The sequence below is a fragment of the Rhodanobacter sp. C05 genome (genome assembly GCF_002001165.1).
Taxonomy (GTDB): Bacteria; Pseudomonadota; Gammaproteobacteria; order Xanthomonadales; family Rhodanobacteraceae; genus Rhodanobacter.
Genome location: NZ_MUNQ01000008.1, coordinates 350,137 through 368,290 on the forward strand (window position 1 = coordinate 350,137; position 18,154 = coordinate 368,290).

Annotated in this window: 11 protein-coding genes; 2 read left to right on the forward strand and 9 right to left on the reverse strand. The window is 62.6% G+C overall.

Annotated features, from left to right (window positions below):
- Window position 1: 1 nt before the first annotated feature.
- A complete protein-coding gene (locus B0E51_RS07505; RefSeq protein WP_168172596.1) occupies window positions 2-343 on the reverse strand; it encodes a hypothetical protein in 342 nt (113 codons plus the stop codon).
- Window positions 344-597: 254 nt separating this feature from the next.
- On the opposite strand from B0E51_RS07505, the gene B0E51_RS07510 reads away from it, so the two are divergent.
- Both B0E51_RS07510 and B0E51_RS07515 read left to right on the forward strand, forming a co-directional pair.
- Entirely contained in the window at window positions 598-1,530 is a 933-nt protein-coding gene (locus B0E51_RS07510; RefSeq protein WP_077444243.1) for an MBL fold metallo-hydrolase, read from the forward strand.
- Between the two features lie 136 nt (window positions 1,531-1,666).
- Window positions 1,667-3,277 (forward strand): tryptophan halogenase family protein, encoded by a 1,611-nt coding sequence (locus B0E51_RS07515; protein ID WP_077444244.1) that lies wholly within the window; start codon window positions 1,667-1,669, stop codon window positions 3,275-3,277.
- Between the two features lie 212 nt (window positions 3,278-3,489).
- On the opposite strand, the gene B0E51_RS07520 is transcribed toward B0E51_RS07515, so the two are convergent.
- From B0E51_RS07520 to B0E51_RS07555, 8 genes are all read right to left on the reverse strand, one after another.
- Window positions 3,490-3,942 (reverse strand): GNAT family N-acetyltransferase, encoded by a 453-nt coding sequence (locus B0E51_RS07520; protein WP_077444245.1) that lies wholly within the window; start codon window positions 3,940-3,942, stop codon window positions 3,490-3,492.
- Between the two features lies 1 nt (window position 3,943).
- Window positions 3,944-4,288, reverse strand: a complete 345-nt coding sequence (locus tag B0E51_RS07525; RefSeq protein ID WP_077444246.1) for a tRNA-binding protein — start codon at window positions 4,286-4,288, stop codon at window positions 3,944-3,946.
- Window positions 4,285-5,574, reverse strand: a complete 1,290-nt coding sequence (locus B0E51_RS07530; RefSeq protein ID WP_077444247.1) for an FAD-binding oxidoreductase — start codon at window positions 5,572-5,574, stop codon at window positions 4,285-4,287. The genes B0E51_RS07525 and B0E51_RS07530 overlap by 4 nt, the downstream gene beginning before the upstream one ends.
- A 62-nt stretch (window positions 5,575-5,636) precedes the next feature.
- Window positions 5,637-8,030: a penicillin-binding protein 1C gene (gene pbpC, locus B0E51_RS07535; RefSeq protein ID WP_254424453.1), complete on the reverse strand. Its 2,394-nt coding sequence runs from the start codon at window positions 8,028-8,030 to the stop codon at window positions 5,637-5,639.
- An 87-nt stretch (window positions 8,031-8,117) separates the two neighbouring features.
- Window positions 8,118-14,150: an alpha-2-macroglobulin gene (locus tag B0E51_RS07540; RefSeq protein WP_077444248.1), complete on the reverse strand. Its 6,033-nt coding sequence runs from the start codon at window positions 14,148-14,150 to the stop codon at window positions 8,118-8,120.
- 210 nt (window positions 14,151-14,360) lie between these two features.
- Window positions 14,361-15,245, reverse strand: coding sequence for a UTP--glucose-1-phosphate uridylyltransferase GalU (gene galU, locus B0E51_RS07545; protein ID WP_077444249.1), 885 nt, complete (start codon window positions 15,243-15,245; stop codon window positions 14,361-14,363).
- Complete coding sequence (locus B0E51_RS07550; RefSeq protein ID WP_077444370.1) at window positions 15,246-17,141, reverse strand: nucleoside-diphosphate sugar epimerase/dehydratase; 1,896 nt, start codon at window positions 17,139-17,141, stop codon at window positions 15,246-15,248.
- A complete protein-coding gene (locus B0E51_RS07555) occupies window positions 17,128-18,153 on the reverse strand; it encodes a glycosyltransferase family 4 protein (RefSeq protein ID WP_077444371.1) in 1,026 nt (341 codons plus the stop codon). Before B0E51_RS07555 ends, B0E51_RS07550 begins: the two co-directional genes overlap by 14 nt.
- Window position 18,154: the final 1 nt, after the last annotated feature.

Below are 18,154 nucleotides of genomic sequence, written 5' to 3' on the forward strand. Positions count from 1 at the left end.
CTCAGCCCAACAGCACACTGAGCAGGGTCAGGAAACCGACCACCGCGACACCGGCATGCACGAAGACAACACCTTTCGGCGCCACCTTCCCGCGCAGGTGGAATGAGGCGAGAAAGAAACCACCCAGAGCCGCCAACACCAGCAGGCCCAGCGCCGCGGTGAGCCGGCCCGGTGCTGCACCTTGCAAGACTTCGATGATCAGCAGCACCAAGCCGCTGGCTCCCAGCAAGGCGTGCAAAACCGAGATCGCCCACGGCGCCAGCTTGCCGCGCAACACGCTGGAAGCCAGCACCAGGCCGCCGATGGCGGCAATCGCAAAAATCAGAACCGCATAGAGCAACATGTCATTCCCCTCTGGTTGCGTCATGAAGACGAAGAGCCAACGCCGTGCGTTGGCCGTACTGCCACTGATCGGATGCATCAGCGCGTCCAAGGTTCCCAAGCCTGGGCGGCAGCATCGACAGGATGCGCCTTGTGCCAGGCCACCGCTTGAATCAACGCCACTGGAGGATGACGCCACCCGGCTCGACCAAGATGCAAGTGCCAGCGATGGGGCGACTTGCTACCCTCGCCGGATCGACTCGACGCGGGACCGACATGACAACCACCCAAGGCATCCACACCATCGACACCGGTTTCGTACGGCCGCAGTTCGACGCCGCGTACCTGATCGTCGAGAACGGGCGTGGCGCGTTCATCGACTGCGGCACCAACCATTCCGTGCCACGCATGCTGGCGGCACTGGACCAAGCCGGAATCACTCCGTCCGGAGTGGACTGGCTGATCCTCACTCACGTGCATCTGGATCATGCCGGCGGTGCGGGCGAACTGATCGCACAGCTGCCGAATGCGAAGTTGGTGGTACACCCGCGTGGCGCGCGGCACATGATCGACCCGTCAGCATTGTGGGCTGGTGCCAGTGCGGTATACGGCGAAGCGGTGATGGAAACGACGTATGGACGGCTGCGACCGATTCCCGCCGAACGCGTCATCGAGGCACCGGATGGTCACGTGGTCGACCTCGCAGGGCGGCCCTTGCTGTGCATCGATACGCCCGGCCATGCGAGGCATCACCTCACCGTCTACGATGCCCGCGCGAATGTGTGCTTCACCGGCGACGTATTCGGTCTGTCCTATCGTGAATTCGACACCGAAAACGGCCCCTTCATCCTGCCCACCACCTCGCCGGTGCAGTTCGATCCCGATGCGCTGCACGCCTCGATCGAACGCCTGGTCGTACTGCAGCCCTCGGCGATGTACCTCACCCATTACAACCGGGTCGAGAATGTGGCCAGACTGGCCGCTGAGCTGCATGTGCAGATCGACGCGATGGTGGCGCTTGCGCTGGAGGCAGGCGATGACCCGGACAGGCACGCCAGACTGGTCGATGACCTCACCGGGTTGTACGCCGCGCGCGCCCATGCACACGGCTGGACCCAGGGACGTGCGGCGCTGGAGCAGCGGCTGCACATGGACATCGAGCTGAATGCACAGGGGCTGGAAGTGTGGCTGGATAGCGCCGCTCGTTGAATCGTCGCGCAAGCCACGACAGCGCCGATCATCGCAGCCAGTACGTGATCACTGGGGACACCAGCACCGGCTATTGACCGCGATCCCGAAATGGATTCCTCTTGGGCATCACCTCGACAAGCCAGTGACCTTTGCCATGCCAGACACCGCAGCCCCATTCAACGAGCCTGTTGCCGCGCATCACGCTGGCACGCGGATCGAAGCCGATCCGCCAGTGCGCAGGATCGTCGTGGTCGGTGGCGGCACCGCAGGCTGGATGACGGCACTGGCACTGGCCAACTCTGCCTATGGATCCAGGCTTGAGGTCACCGTGATCGAGTCGCCGCAAGTCGCCACGATCGGCGTGGGCGAGGGTTCGACACCCTTCCTGCGCCGCTTCTTCGAAGACCTCGGCATCGAGGAAGCCGAATGGATGCCAGCCTGCAACGCGACCTACAAAAACGGCATTACCTTCGACAAGTGGTCGACACGGCCCGGTTTCGAGAGCTACTTCCACGCGTTTGCGTCGATGCTCGACAACCTGACCATGACGCAATTCATCAACAACGTGCACTCGCGCCTGAACCATGCCGACGTGCACGCGCATCCTGACCGGTTCTTCATCGCCAGCCGGCTGGCGCGCGACTGCCGGGCACCCAAACCGGCACACAGCTTCCCGTTCGACATCTGGCATGGTTATCACTTCGACGCCACCTTGCTTGGCGCCTTCCTGCTCAGGAAGGCGCTGGAGCGCGGCGTGCGCCATGTGGCGCGCCACGTGAACGGGGTGATCCTGAAGGACAACGGCGATATCGGCTCCCTGCACCTCGAGGGCGGCGAGACACTGGATGCCGACTTCTTCATCGACTGCACCGGCTTTGCTTCGCTGCTGATCGGCAAGGCACTGAAGACCCCGTTCGTGCCCTACGCGGAGAACCTGTTCAACAACGCGGCGATTGCGCTGGCGACGCCCATCGACGGGCCGATCATGTCGCAGACCATCTCCACCGCGCTCACGAACGGCTGGGCCTGGAAGATTCCACTGACCAACCGTTACGGCAACGGCTACGTCTACAGCACCGACTTTTGCTCACCCGAGCAGGCCGAGACAGAACTGCGCGCACATCTCGGGGTACTGGATGCTGACGTGCCGGCGCGCCACCTGAAGATGCGTGTCGGTCGCGTCGCCGAAAGCTGGAACCGCAACTGCCTCGCCGTAGGCCTGGCACAGGGGTTCATCGAGCCGCTGGAGGCCACTACTTTGCTGTTCGTCCAGAGAACCGCCTACATGTTCGTCGCGGCGCTGGAAAAGGGTGACCTCGGTGCCGAGGCGCGGGCGAACTTCAACCAGACGATCAACGTCCAGTTCGAGGGTACCCGCGATTACATCGTCACCCACTACAAGACCAACACACGCACCGACACCGACTACTGGCGCGCCAACGCAGCCAACACCCACTTGTCGAACCCGCTCAAGCATTTGCTGACCACCTGGCTGTCCAGCAAGCCGATCATCCCAGGACTGAAAAAAGGTGTCTTCGGCCAAGGCTATCCGACCATGTCATGGTACAGCCTGCTCGCTGGCGTGGGACTGTTTCCGGATTCACAGAGCATGCGCCCGCCCACACCCGAAGAGGCACAGCATGACCTCGCCCAGATCGACAACCTGCTGGAGCGCAGCGCGATGAATTACCCCGACCAGCGTGAGCTGCTGCAACGGATTCCGCTCAAGTCCAGGGAGCCATCGCTGCAGGTCTATCTCTGGTAGGCAACCGGCTCGATGGCGCGCGCCGCATGCTCAATCCAGTCGCGTGCCATTGGGTACTGGCTGGCTGCTCCAACGCGGTGAGTACCACCTCATCCTCCGTGGAAAGGCCGGTAAGCAGGAACCGCGCGCAAAACAGGTGACCTGCATCAGCAGATCGATGCGATGGTGGCGAACACGCAGGATCTGGAGACATGGCTGGACGGGGAACGCAGCTAGCTCACCGCATCAAGCAACTTGGTATAGGCGTGCTGGGTTTTTCGATGGACATAGCCCAGGTGCTGGTAGAACGGATGCGACTGAAGTCGTGTCACATTGGAGCGCACCGAAATGGCGTCGAATCCCTGCTGGCGTGCCCAGTGTTCCGCATCGTTTACCAGCACATGCCCGATACCGCTGCCCCTGGCTGCAGCATCTACCACCAAGCCGACGATCTCGATGCGTTCACCGGATTCCAGCGTGAGTCGACGCTCGACGGCGATCCAGCCGAGCAACGTGCCGTCGTCAGCTTGAGCAACCATCACATGCTGTTGCGGTTGCGGCAGCAGCGCCGCGAGCCGGGCGGCCATGGTCTGCGTCTCGACCGTATAGCCAAGCTCGCCCGCCAGTCGTGCGATTTCCGAAGCATCCTCGACACGGGCACGACGCAAATGGGGCGAGTCCGGCATGTCAGGCCAGCCGCGTGCCGTTCGGCACCGGGCGCTCGATCGCCGTGATCACCACGCCGTCATCGGTCGGGAACCCGGTAAGCAGGAACTGCGAACGGAACGGGCCGATCTGTTTCTCCGGGAAATTGATCACGCCGACAATCTGCCGACCCAGCAACTGCTCCGCGCTGTACAGCGCAGCGATCTGCGCACTGGTCTTTTTCTCGCCGTAGGGGCCGAAGTCCACCCAGACCTTCCATGCCGGCTTGCGTGCTTCGGGAAACGGTTCCACCCGCGTCACCGTACCGGCGACGATCAATACTTTCTCGAAATCGCTCCAGCTGATTTCACTCACCTGCTCGCTCATCCTTCCAGCCTCGTCTTCAACCAGTCTTGACCTTGTTGCCACCAATAGCTCGCCTGAGCGCCGAGATAGCCAAAGGGTCGGTGCGTACTGCTCAGCCCGTAGTCGGCAAATTGTTTCCAGCCATCATCGCCATCGGCAATCGCCGCCGCCAGCAGCTCGCCAGCAGCACAGGTCGGTGCCAGACCATGCCCGCCGAATGCTTGTGCCCACCATAAACCATTCCCATTGCCACCGACCTGCGGCATCTGGTGGCGCGCGTAACTCATCAGGCCCGACCACGCGTAGTCGACCTTCACGCCCTGCAATTGCGGAAACACGCGCAACAGATCCTTCGTGAGCAATCGCTGCACCGCCTGCGGCGAACGGTTGCGGATGGAAATGCGCCCACCCCACAGCAGACGCGTATCCGGCAGCAGCCGGTAATAGTCGAAGGCGAAGCGACTGTCGTAGACCGCAGCGCGGGTATGCAGGCATTCGTCCATCCGCTCGTGCAGCGGCTCGGTCACCATCACGTAGGTCGCGATCGGCAGGATCGCGCGGTCGATCGACCGCTGCAGACCGGCCAGGTAGCCGCCGCATGCCAGCACCACCTGATCGACCAGCAGCTCACCTTGCGCTGTGCGCAGGCGCCATTGACGGCCCTCGCGGGCGAGACCGCGTACGCCGCTCCCTTCATGAATGTGCACGCCCTGCCCGGCAGCGGCGGCCGCAAGACCGATCGCATAGTTAAGCGGATGCAAGTGCAACGCGTCTCGCTCGTAGAGAGCATCGTGATAGCGCTCACTGCGAACACGCTCGCGCAGTTCGTCCTGCGGCAGCCATTGCCAGTGCACGCCGTAATGCTCGGCCAGCAATTGCTGGCGCTGGCGCAGCACGGCCGGATCACGAAACCAGTTGGCCCAGATCACGCCCTGGTCGACGGCGTCGCAAGCAATCGAGTAATCGGCGATACGCTGGCGGATGCGCTGCACAGCCTCAGTAGTGAGCTTGAACAGCTCCCGCGCACGCGCATCGCCCAACTGGGTCAGCAGCGATTGCTCGCCCAGCGAATAACCGCCGAATACGAAACCGCCATTGCGGCCGGAGGCACCAAAGCCGATCTGTTCGCGTTCCAGCAGCACGACGTCGCGTATGCCGCGCTCAGCCAGGCCCAGCGCCGTGTTCAAGCCCGCATAGCCACCGCCGATGATCGCTACGCGTGCATGCGTGCGTCCCTGCAATGGAGCATATGGCTGATACGGCGTGGCCGTTGCACGGTAATAGGACGTGGGCAAGGGCGGTGGCATTTCGGCAACGAATACCTGTGAGTCTGCGTTTGGAAAGCGAGCATAGCGCAGCAGGTCGGCGGCTACTCGACCAGGGCGACTGCCAGCGGCCGCTGGTCACTGCGACCGTGGTCGTCGACGACGCGCACGCTGTAGCTGCCTGCCGTCTGCGGCTGCCAGAACAACGACTCGCCGGGCGCACTGCGACCGATATAGGCATCATTGACGAACCAGTACAACGCATGCGCGTCGGCATCGGTGGTGGCCATGAAGGCGATGCGCTCCTGCCCCAGCTGCTTCAGGCGCAAGGCATAAGTGCTGCCGCGCAACGGCGAGGTGATCTGCGGTGGATCGCCATCGGGCGTGCCCGCGTCGCGGCAGCCCGGATTCTGCGGTGGTTTGCGCCGTGGGACGCCGGCCTGCGCGAAGACCTGCTGCAGATCGGATGACCAGAATTCATAGACCTCGACGTGGGTATGTTTGCCGGCATACGGCGGACACGCGGGTTGGCCACTGGCGTCGTCGATCACCACCGGACGGTGCACGTTGCTGACCTGGATCGGCGACTTGCCGGGAATGAACCAGGTCCAGCCCTTCTGCGGGCACCATTGATTCGGCAACTCGCCACTGGCCAGACAGATCTCCACGCGCTTGAGGTTGGCCGGCATGTGCCGGACCGGCTCGGCCAGACGTGGCTGTTCGGCCTGGATCGCATCGACGATCTGGAAAAAAAGCGGTGCTGCTGCCTCCGCGCCGACGAAGGCCGGGTTGCCGGTGCTGTCGAAATTGCCCACCCAGACCACCAGCACATACGGGCCGAAGCTGCCGGCCGTCCAGGCATCGCGAAACGCCCATGACGTGCCGGTCTTCCAGTACACCGGCAGATGGGTGGGTTGCGCGCCGGTGGTTTCGTCCGGGCGCGGGTTCTGCCGCAGCATGTCCATCACCATGAAGCTGGCTTCGTCGCTGAGCATGCGCGTGCCGGCGACCTGCGGGTCATCGGCGAGCAGGCGCAGCGGCCGGAGCTCACCGCGATTGGCCAGCATCGCGTACAGCCCACCGAGTTCCTGCATGGTCACTTCACCGCCGCCGAGTACCAGTGCGAGGCCATAGTGCTTCTCGCTGGCCATGCGGCTGATGCCGGCATCGTGCAGGAACTGGTACAGGCTGGGTTGCTTCAACTGCGAGGCGACCCAGACCGCGGGAATGTTGCGGCTGCGGATCAGCGCATCGGTAGCGGTGATCGGGCCAAGGAAGTGGCCATCGAAATTCTCCGGCGTATACGGACCGAACGAGGTGGGCACATCGCGCAATACGGTCTGCGGATGTAGCACGCCCTCATCGAAACCCAACGCGTAGATGAAGGGTTTCAGGGTCGACCCGGGCGAACGCTTGGCCAGAGTGCCGTTCACCTGGCCATCGATGCTGGCGTCACGGTAGTTCGCCGAGCCGACCAGGGCCTTGACATCCATGTCGCGGGTATCGATCAGGATTGCGGCTGCATTGCGGATGCCGCGGCTGTCGTTGCGCGCCACAAATTGCCCGATCTGCCGCTCCAGCGCGTGCTGCATGGTGAGGTCAAGCGTGGTGGTGACACGCGTGTCGGCGTTGTCGTCAAGCACGCCACGCGCCGCCAGCACCTGCTCGACCAGATGCGGCGCCTCGAATGGCAGTTGCGACAATGGACGCAGGCTGAGTGGCAGCGAAAACAGTGGTTTGAACTCCGCATCGGCAGGATGGATTTTCAGCCAGCGTGCAAAGAGACGATTGCGCGACTCGGCCAGCCAAGCATTGATCACCGTGCCGCCTTGCGCCCGTGCGGCTTGCAGGCGCCGACTGGGATCCTGCGGGATCACGGCCAGGGTCAACGCCTCAGGCAGGTTCAGCGCAGCGGCAGGCTTGTCGAAATACGCCAGGCTCGCTGCACCCACGCCTTCGACATTGCGACCATAGGGCGCGTAGTTGAGGTAGGCCTCGAGAATCTGCTGCTTGGAGTAGAAGAGCTCGAGCTGGATGGCTCTACCCACCTGACGCAGCTTGCCGGCGGGCGTGCGTGTATTGAGGCGCCACAGTAGACGCGCCAACTGCATGGTCACGGTCGAGCCACCCTGCGGGTTGCCGTGCCGCGCATAGGTGACCCATGCGCCACGCAACAGGCCGTAGGGGTTGAAGCCCGGATGCCAGCGGTACCAGCGGTCCTCATGCAGCAGCACGCCGTCCACTAGCTGCGGCGAAATATCCTTCAGCGGCACCCATAAACGATAGCGGTCGTCGCTGGCGAGCGTCAGCCGCAACAAGCGGCCATGGTCGTCATAGACGGCTGTGGACGATGGCTGCCAGTCACGCAGCGCACGATGCGGCCACAATCGGCAACCGGCCAGCAGGGCGATAAGCAACATCGCGCCGACCAGCCAGTTCTGCCAGCGCCGCAGCCAGCCAATGACACCATGCATCAACGCAGCAGGCATGCTCGTCATATCGGCCGTCGATGACGTGTCTTCACGAACACCGCCTGTTTACCCAACCCTCTCCCCATGGGGGAGAGGGCATGCCTCGCGCCTGGCTCACGGTTTGGGATCGACCACGGTCAACGTACCGCCAGCGATCGAGCGCGCCTGGATATTGCGCTCGTACATCGACTCGCCGTAGGCCGGCGGTATCACGTACTTGCCGGCGTTGGTGGCCTTGATGCGATAGACGAATTCGCGCACATCCGCGGTAGCGGTACCGTAGATCACCACACGATCCTCGCGGATGTCCGCATATTCGGGCCGCCAGGTGGAACTGCCCAGACCGACCGGCGAACGCCATTCGGAAGGCGCTGCATTGCTGTCGCCACCCTGATCGCTGGCGCTGCTGCCATCGTCCTGCTTGTCGGTCACCACCGGCGGCGGCTGAATCACCGGGTCGAAACCACCCGGCAGCAGGTCGACAATGGCCACGTTGGCAACATCGTGGTTGTCGGTCGAGCGGATCTTGATATGGACGTCGATCTCCTGGCCAACCTCGATCTGGTCCAGCGCCTTGCCATCGACGTCGGTGTACTCGCGTACGATCTCGAAGCCATTCTTGATCGGCGTGGTTGGCACATCGTTGTCATAACCGCCCTGGCTGACCACATACCACGCCGGCAGGCTGCTGCCGTTGAAGAAGCGCAGGCGCGGAATGCCGTTGCCCCATGTGGCCGTCTGCTGCAAGCCATCCAGTTTGCCCACCACCTGCAGGCTGCCATCCGGCTTCACCGCATTGATGGCGAGCTTGGCCGTCTCGTCCTTGGCCAGATTGGCATACGCATCGAGCGCAAGGATCGTCATCGATGAGGACAAAGTGTTGTAACGACCCTCCTGCAACGGCGTGACGATATTGACCAAGGCCTGCGGCGGCAGATCCCTGACGCGGTCGGGGAAGTGCTTGGCCAGCAGGTACAGCACCGTGCTGTCGCGGATCAGCGGGTCATAGTAGTAGTCATAGCTCCAGTCCTTGTCCTTGGCCTCGCGTACCAGCAGCTTCTGCGGGCCGGCGATCAACCGCGCCGCCTCGTGGTCCTGCTTGAGCAGCTGATAGGACGCAGCCAGCCATGCTGCGGTCACGTCGTTCTTCCAGTCATCCGGATAGGCAGCATCCAGCCGCCTCTGCACCGAGGCCAGATAGTTGGTGGTAACCGTGCCCTGGCGGGTCAGCAGGTAGATGGCATAGGCACGCTGGCGCAGTGACGCCAGCGAGTCATCGCCTTCACTGGCAGCTATCTGGCGCAGGTAGGTGTTGCCGGCATCGAACATGTCCTGTGGGACACTCTGGCCACGATCGCGCGCCTCCAGCATGAAGTGCATCGCATAGTTGCTGAGGAACGCATCCGCATCCGGCGTGGCTTCCCACACGCCGAAGCCGCCCTTGCTGTTCTGCCGGCTGTGCAAGGTGTCGAACAGTGCGCTCAGCGCATCCGCCTCGCTGAAGTCGTTGGTGTCGGTGGATGCCTTGAGCAGTGCCTTGAACTCCGGCCGCTGGCCGAACACCAGCGCCGGCATCGCACGGCTCAGGATCTGCTCGGTGCAGAAGTGCGGGAAATCCACCAGATAGGCCGTGAGGCCACGGCTGAGTACCAGCGGCAGGTTGGAAATCGCCGCATCGCGCTTGGCATACTCGTCGTACATCTGGCGCAGGTTTGGCAGGTCGGTCTTGTTGCCTGCGTTGATTTCGCCGGCATCCACGACTGTGCGATAGGTGGCCGCCGGACGTACCGACAGATCCACACTCTGCGTTGCCGACTTGTCGCCATAGTTGGCCGAGAAGCTGAGGTTGCCGGAACCGAGTACGCCGGTCGCCTTGACCCGGAACTTCGCCACACCTTCACGCATTTCGCCAAGGCTCAGCGACTGGTTGTCACTGCCGAGCACCTTCAGCTGCGGGCCAGTCTTCAGCGTCACCTTGACCGGTACCGCCTTGCCACCCAGGCCCGTGAGGTTGTTGGCCACGCCGACGCTGACTTCCACTTCATCGCCTGGTGCCACCGTGGTCGGCACGTTCGGCGAGAGCACGAAATCGCCGCGCACGGTGGTGGCACCTTCGAAAGTGCCGATCTGCTCGGGCGACACAGTCATCGCCATCACCCGCAGGTTGCCGTTGAAATAGTCCGGCACCTGGTATTGCAGATCCTTCTCGCCATCCACGTCGACGATGCCGGACCAGTACACCACCGGCTTGTCGCGCTTGCGCTTGAACGGGTTGAGCTGGCGCCCGATCGCCGCGTTCGCGTCACCACCTGGTGCTGCCATCGCCACCAGCTTGGCGAAATCCGGCAGGATCAGGTCGAGGATCTGCGAGGTCTGTACTTCCAGCATGCGCTTGCGGAAGAAATACTTCAGCGGGTCACCCAGCTTGTAACGCGCCACCTGCAGGATGCCCTCGTCCACCGCCCAGACCACCGCTTTGGCCGGGTGCGCGGAAGTGAGTTTGAAGGTGACCGTCTCGCCTGGCTTCACCACCGCCGGTGATTCCACCTTGACCTCATTGCGGCGCGCGTCGAGGTTGACCGAGAACGGCACCACCCCATAGCTCAGCGGGCTCATGAAAATCTCGTCCGAGGACGGATCGCGGATGTATTGCACGTTGATGTAACCGTTGCCCTCGAAATCGGCAGGCACGCTGATGTGCTGCACGGAACTGGTGCTGTCGGCATGGAACCACGTATACGCGTAGACCTTGTCGCGCTCGATGGTGATCACGCCGCTGCCCGCATACGGCGCGCGGATGGAGACTTCCACTGGCTCGCCCGGCACATAGTCCTGCTTGTCCAGCTTGATCTGCAGTTCCGCATTGCGATCCAGTGCGCGGGCCACGTTGCCGTCACCCATCACCGAATAATCGACACGGTTCACCTCGGTGTCGTCGCTACGCAGGATCTGCAACGAGTAGTCACCGGGCTTGTCGGTATTCAGCGCGTAGTCCGTTCCGCCATGAACGATCGCAAGCGGCTGCTCGCTGACCGTGATGTCCTTGAGCTTGGACTCGTACTTGTAGACACCCGAATCCTGCTTGGTCAGCACCGATACGTAGCGATGTTCGAGCAGACGTGCCTTGAGTCCTTTCAGATCGATCGACTTCGCCTGCGGGTCGATCGCCACCAGCTGCAAATGGCGGACGGCGCCATGACTTATGTATTCGAGACTGTCCACCGACTTGTAGCCTACGAGCCACTCGTTCGCGGAAACCAGCGTTTGCGCTGCTGCCGCCACGCTGCGGCCGCCGTCGGCCTCGTAGGCCTTGGCCAGGAAATAGAGTTCATAGCTGGCGTCGGCGTATTTCTTCAGATCCAGCGCGAATTCGACATGCCCCTTGTCGTCGGTGGTGCCATCCTGCAGCTTCTCCTCGTAGCCTTCCTTGGCGCGACGGGTGTCGTAGAAGTGGAACTCGGGCCAGCTGTGGAACTCCGGCCATGCCGGGGTCAGGGTCAGTGTGGCCTCCACCCGGCGCGCTGCCGCCGGCGTGCCGAACAGGTTCTGCAGGTCGACCAGCGCCTTCAGTTGATCGGGCTTTACCCAACCTTCGGCGACCTGCTGCGACAGCTTGGCGTTGACCTTCATGCGATCGGGCAGGAACTCCTTCACCTGCACCGTGGTGCTGCCGATCTGGTCACCGATATCACCGTTCTTGCGGGTGATGTAGAGGTTCACCGTCCAGGTGCCGGTAGGCGCCGTTTCGGCCGGTGCATAGGCGAGTTCGCCAAAACCGGAAGCGTCTATCGACAGCGGCAACTGCTTTACGGTGACACCGCGCGGATCAACGATTTCCGCCTGCATCGGCACGCCGACCACGCTGTGGGTCCAGTTGGCAGCGCGCACGATCAGGCCAATGTGGAAGGTGTCGCCTGGGCGGTAGATGCCGCGGTCGGAGAAAAGGTATGACGACAACTCACCTTGGTTGACCGCGTTGCGCTCACCACCGACATCGAAGCGCGAGTAGTCGATCTGGCGATCCTCGCGGCCTAGCGGCAAGAACGACAGGTCGTCGCCCTTCTTAACCAGATACATCACCGGTGTTTTCTCGTGACCGAGCCCTTTCAGCGAAGGGAAATGCACTACACCATCAGCAGTGGTGGTCTGCGAGAACAGAGATTGCCCGTTGATCGCCAGCACCGATACGGTGGCTGCATCGACCGGCTTTCCGGTGCTGATCGACTGCACGAACACATCCTGGCTGCCATCGAGCGCACGCTTCACCAACAAACCAAGGTCGGTTACCACCACCAGTCGCGTATCGCTGGTGCCATCAGCATTGCCGGCACCATCGCTGCTGTCGTTGTTGTCTGCCTCGCTGCCGTCGCTGGCGGCCGTATCGTCCGTCGCACTGGCGGCGCCATGTGCTTCGCCGGCCTCGGCATCCCTGGCCTTCTTCAGTTCTTCAGCCTGCTTCAATTCGGCCTGGCGATCGTAAGTGGACAGGTGCAAAAGGAATACGCCGCGCTTGCCGTCCTTGAGATACTGGCCCAGGTCGACACCCTCGTAGTGCGCCTTGGTCGGATCGGCTTCCGGAAAGCTGATCTTCTGCACGAAGCGGTCAACGATGTGGTCTTCGCTGAAGCTCGCGTCCATGTCCGGCTGGCTGAACTTGCCGGAGGTGAAGCTGACCAGATGCTGCAGTTGATCCGGCAGCACACGGCCGATGACCATGCGCAGGCCAGGCACGTTCCGCGAGACCACCGACACCCGCTTGCTGCCCGATAAAGGCAGCAATGAGCCGTCAGCCATGAAATTGAGCAGCTTCGGATAGTCCGGTACACGGAACAATTCGGTGCGCGGATGACCCATCACGTAACCGCCGAAGGACTTCAGCCCCTCGCTCACCCGGACATAGATCTGCTGTCCCGGATCGGCGTGGTACTTGAAGCTCTGCATCTGTTGGTAATCGTTTTCCGCCGGCACCAGTTCCAGCTTCAACGGCTGCGACTGGCTCAGTACGGACTCGCTCACCTCGCTCTCGCCCCATTCGTAGGGCGGCTCGTCGTCCGCCTGCGGCGGCTTTTGCTTGGGGTTGCGCTTGGGCAGAATCCACGCCTTGGTAAGGCTGACCAGATCGGTATCGCGTACCGTGCCGCCCACGTTCATCACCAGTACCTGTTCCGGCTCGTACTTGTCGTTGTTGACGAGGGTCGGCTGGATATCGTCGATGCGCAGGCTGTACAGGCCCGGCACACGCACATTGGCTGCAAGCGCATCCTTGGTCGGATCGCCGCCACGTACGCTGGCGACGCCCTTGTCCAGCTTGAACTGCACACTGCCATCGTCGCGTGGCAAAGCCAGCGGCTGCGAGTGCACCCATGCGTTGAGCTTGTTCGCGTCGTAGTTGACCGTGTAGGTCAGCGCATCACCGACCTTCAGGCCCTTGGCATCATACAGCGCAAGATTGATGCGCTTCTCGAACTGGCTGGTGTCTACCGGATAATTGAAGCTCACCTGCACGATGGTCTTCTTGGCGGTGGGGTTCTGCGGATCCTGGTAGAACTCCGAGTTGACGACCGCGGCCGTGAACGGCTGCGTGTCGAAAGTGAAGCTGTCCTCGTCCATCAGCACCTTGGCTGCGAACGCCTTGACCTTGTCGAAGCGCACTTCGTAATGCATTCCGACCGGCCAGTCTTCCGCAGGCACGAAACGCAGGACGCGATCGCCGCTCCAGCTCCATTGACCCTTCATTACCGGCGACATCACGATGCCTTCGGTTACCGGTTTGCCAACCAGTTCGATCGGTGCGGCCGAACCGGAAAACGTAACCAGCAAGGGGCGAATCGCGATCGGCTTGGCGGTGTAGTCGGTCAGTCCAGGCGCCTGCACTTGGAACGTGATCTTGTCGGGTTCGACCGGTTTGGGACGGTTCTTGTACCACTGCCAGCCATACCAGCCACCCACCGTCGCGAGCAACAGCACCAGCAGGCCACCTGCAAAATGCAGCGGTCGACGACGTATCGCTGTGCCGGTTGCCGGCATCCAGGCCGGCGCTGACCACGCCACGTTGCCGATCAGCGGCCTGAGGATCAGCGCGATCGCATAAAGCGATCCACGCACGAGGCGCACCGGCAGCATGAGCAGAAACCGCAGTAGATCCATGACACTTCCCGATAATCATCCAGTGAACACATCGGTCACGGGTACGACAAGAAGCACTCTCCAGGAGTGCTCTTGCATAAACCGTTTTCCCCATGCACATGCTGCCATGCAGTTATGGCAGGACACGGCGCAGATTCTGACATGCTGCCGCATGAAACCAGAAGGCGCCACAAGGGCGCCTTCATTGCATCTGGCTTTCCCAAGCCAGATTCAGAGTTTGGCGGCGAACTCGCGCACGGTCTGAGCCAGTTTCGGATCCTGCATCGCCATGTGCATGGTGGCGCGCACCAGACCGGCCTTGTTGCCGCAGTCGAAACGGGTGCCCTCGAAGCGGTAGGCCAGCACCTTGCCCTGCTCCTTCAGCAGCGCATCGATGGCGTCGGTGAGCTGGATTTCGCCGCCGGCACCCGGTGTGGTCTGCTCCAGCAGCGCAAAGATGCGTCCCGGCAGCACGTAGCGGCCGACCACCGCCAGATTGGATGGCGCATCAGCCGGCTTGGGCTTCTCCACCATGTGACGGATCCACGCACTGCGCTCATCGACCGGTGTGGCATCGACGATGCCGTACTTGTCGGTCTCGTTGTGCGGCACCTCTTCCACCGCGATCACACCGGCCCGCTGGGCGTCGGCCAGTTCGGCCATCTGTCGCAGTGCGCCCTTGCCCGTACCGATTGCGCCGTTCCAGATCAGGTCATCGGGCAACACCACGCCAAACGGCTCGTCGCCGACCACCGGTTTGGCGCACAGCACGGCATGGCCCAGACCGAGTGCCTCGGGCTGGGTCACGAAGATCGCCCGCACATGGCGCGGCAAGGTGCCCTGTACCAAGGCCAGCAGTTCGTCCTTACCCTTCTCCTGCAGCTTCGCCTCGAGCTCATAGGCCTTGTCGAAGTAGTCAGCGATCGCGTGCTTGTAGCGATTGGTGACGAAGATCAAGGTGTCGGCACCGGCATCCACCGCCTCGTCGACGGCGTACTGGATCAGCGGCTTGTCGAGTACCGGCAGCATTTCCTTGGCAACCACTTTGGTCGCCGGCAGAAAACGCGTGCCGAGACCGGCCACGGGGAACACCACTTTGCGCAGAGGCTTGCTCACTCACGGCTCTCCTGTTTCGTTACGGCGGATCGACACCACATTGTCCGGCTGGGCCGACTCGCTCCAGCGGAACGAGGGCAGCAGGCTGGACACGCAGCGCCGAAGCTCTTCTTCATCGAATACGTCGACTGCCTCGACCGCCTTGTGCAGCAGTGCCTGCAGCAGCTCCCACGATACCTCGCGGTGCTGTGCGAGGAAGATCTTGGTATGTTCGGTGCCACTGTAGTTTTCCAGCGGGTGGAACAGTTCCTCGAACAGCTTCTCGCCAGCGCGCAGGCCGGTATAGACGATCGGAATTTCACTGCCTGGCTTCTTGCCGGCAAGACGGATCATCTGCTCGGCCAGATCGCGGATCTTCACCGGCTCGCCCATGTCGAGGGCGAAGATCTCGCCGCCCTTGCCAATGCTCGCTGTCTGCAGGATCAACTGGCAGGCTTCGGGAATCGTCATGAAATAACGCGAAATCTCCGGGTGGGTCACAGTCACGGGACCACCGGCACGAATCTGCTCACGGAACAGCGGCACCACCGATCCGGCCGAATCCAGCACATTGCCGAAACGCACCGTCATGAAACGGGTGTCGGCATGTGCATTGAGGTTCTGGCAATAGATTTCGGCGACGCGCTTGCAGGCGCCCATCACGCTGGTCGGATTCACCGCCTTGTCGGTCGAGATCAGCACGAAGCATTCAACACCGGCTTCGCGCGCTGCATCCGCGACCGTGCAAGTGCCCAGCACATTGTTGCGAAAGGCTGCCCTCAGCTGCCCCTGCAACATGGGCACATGCTTGTAGGCCGCGGCGTGGAACACCACTTGCGGCCTCGCCTCCGAAAACACCTTGCGCATCGCTGCCTGATCGCCGCAGTTGGCCAGAATGCCTTCGAGGATCAGTTCCGGAAAATCCGCGCGCAGTTCCTGGGTGATGCGATAGAGGTTGTATTCGCTCTGCTCGACCACGATCAGCGATTGCGCACCCAGCCGGGCGACCTGGCGACACAGTTCCGAGCCGATCGAGCCACCACCGCCGGTGACCAGCACGCGGCGCATCGACAGCGTCTCGCGGATCGCGGTCCAGTCCAGTTCCACCGCGTCGCGGCCGAGCAGATCCTCGATCGCCACTTCCTTGATCTGGTTGAATTGTGCGCGACCGGCAACCACGTCCTCCAGCCTCGGCACCGTCCGGTACGGCAAGTCGGTGGCATCGCACAATGACACCACCCGGCGCATCTCGGTGGTCGAGGCACCCGGCAAGGCGATCAGCAGCATGTCAACCGCAGCCGAACGCGCCACGTCGGGCAACTGGTCGAAACTTCCGAGCACCGGGTGTCCGTTGATGCTGGCGCCGCGCAGGGTGGTCTTGTCATCGACGAAACCAACCACCGCATAGCGATTGTCGCGGCGCAGATCGCGTGCCAGCACCTCGCCGGCCGAATCCGCACCTACGATCAGCACTCGCTTCACGTTCTGATTCTGCAACAGGTCGTTGCGGCTGTCCTTCCAGTAGCGGTAGAGCAGTCTGGGGCCGCCAAGCAGCACGGCCAGCAAGCCCGGATAAAGCAGCAGCACCGAGCGCGGCACGCCGTCCAGCCGGTTGTACAGGAACAGGGCCAGATAGATCGCCACCGCGCCCATCACCGCGGCACGCAGGATATTCCACAGATCCGGCAGGCTGGCAAAGCGCCAGACACTCTTGTAAAGCCCGGTCCAGCGGAAGATCAGCCCCTGTACCAGCAACACAATCGGGAGTTCGAACAGCTGGTAGCTGACAATCTCGTCCGGTTTCAATGCATACCGCAGCAGTTTGGCAATCCACCATGCCAGCGCCGCCATCGCCAGATCGTGCAGCACGACGGCAATGCGGGGGTGTATGAAGCCGATCACTTTACGTAGCGACATGACCATCCTTGAAAAGATCGCGCCGCAGACAGCGACGTTTCAGCGCCAGCCAAAGAACCGCCGCCAGCAGATAGACGGCCATGGTAATCGGCAACGCCAGTCGCAGATGACTGCACGCCAACCAGGCCAGCGGAGCCGCCACCAGCAGATTCCAGGCCAAATAGCCTTTATCCGCATTCGCGTGCGACCCGCCGCGCCGCACGAGCCACTGGTACAGGTGCTCGCGATGCGCAGCGTACCAGCAGCGCCCGCGCCACATGCGCGTCAGCAAGGTCAGGCTGGCATCCACCACGAACGCCGATGACAAGGTCAGCGCCGGCCACAGCAGATCGTGCCGGAGCCGCCACAGCATCGCGGTGAATGCAAAGATCAGCAGGCCGACACTGCCACTGCCGACATCGCCCATGAAAATCCGCGCAGGCGGATGGTTGTAGCACCAGAAACCCAGGGCCGACGCCGCGAGCGTCGCTGCCGCCAGGGCCAGCATCGGCTCTGCTGCCGTCCATGCCAGCCCGGCCAGGCCAGAGGCCACAAATATGGCCTGCTGAGCCAGCAAGCCGTCGATGCCGTCCATGAAATTGTGCAGGTTGATGCTCCAGACCCCACCCACCAGCAGCAAAGGCAGCCACCAGAACGACAAGCCCGTGGCCAGCAACGCCACGGAAAAGCCGAGCACCGCCAGCAGCTGCATCGCCAATCGCGGCAGCACCGGCAGTGAACGATGGTCATCCCACCAACCGGCCAGCGCCACCAGCATAAGCGCACCGGACAGTCCCGCCACCATGCCGAATGACCAGAACACACCGGGCAGGTACCACCATTCGCCCAGCAGGCAGAGCAGCATGGCCACCACGATGCCGATCCCGCCACCGCGCGGCGTAGGCAGTCGGTGCGAACGGCGCTGCCCCGGCTGATCGAGCATGCCACGCCGATGCGCATAGCCGATCGCGCTGCGTACCAGCAGCAACGTGATCAGCAAGGCGGCGAGCAACCATCCCGTGGCCATGGCGATC

Bases quoted from the DNA above. Each gene is read 5' to 3' on its own strand.
- B0E51_RS07505 (WP_168172596.1), bottom strand. From the start codon at position 343: ATGTTGCTCTATGCGGTTCTGATTTTTGCGATTGCCGCCATCGGCGGC.
- B0E51_RS07510 (WP_077444243.1), top strand. From the start codon at position 598: ATGACAACCACCCAAGGCATCCACACCATCGACACCGGTTTCGTACGG.
- B0E51_RS07515 (WP_077444244.1), top strand. From the start codon at position 1,667: ATGCCAGACACCGCAGCCCCATTCAACGAGCCTGTTGCCGCGCATCAC.
- B0E51_RS07520 (WP_077444245.1), bottom strand. From the start codon at position 3,942: ATGCCGGACTCGCCCCATTTGCGTCGTGCCCGTGTCGAGGATGCTTCG.
- B0E51_RS07525 (WP_077444246.1), bottom strand. From the start codon at position 4,288: ATGAGCGAGCAGGTGAGTGAAATCAGCTGGAGCGATTTCGAGAAAGTA.
- B0E51_RS07530 (WP_077444247.1), bottom strand. From the start codon at position 5,574: ATGCCACCGCCCTTGCCCACGTCCTATTACCGTGCAACGGCCACGCCG.
- pbpC (WP_254424453.1), bottom strand. From the start codon at position 8,030: ATGACGAGCATGCCTGCTGCGTTGATGCATGGTGTCATTGGCTGGCTG.
- B0E51_RS07540 (WP_077444248.1), bottom strand. From the start codon at position 14,150: ATGGATCTACTGCGGTTTCTGCTCATGCTGCCGGTGCGCCTCGTGCGT.
- B0E51_RS07550 (WP_077444370.1), bottom strand. From the start codon at position 17,141: ATGTCGCTACGTAAAGTGATCGGCTTCATACACCCCCGCATTGCCGTC.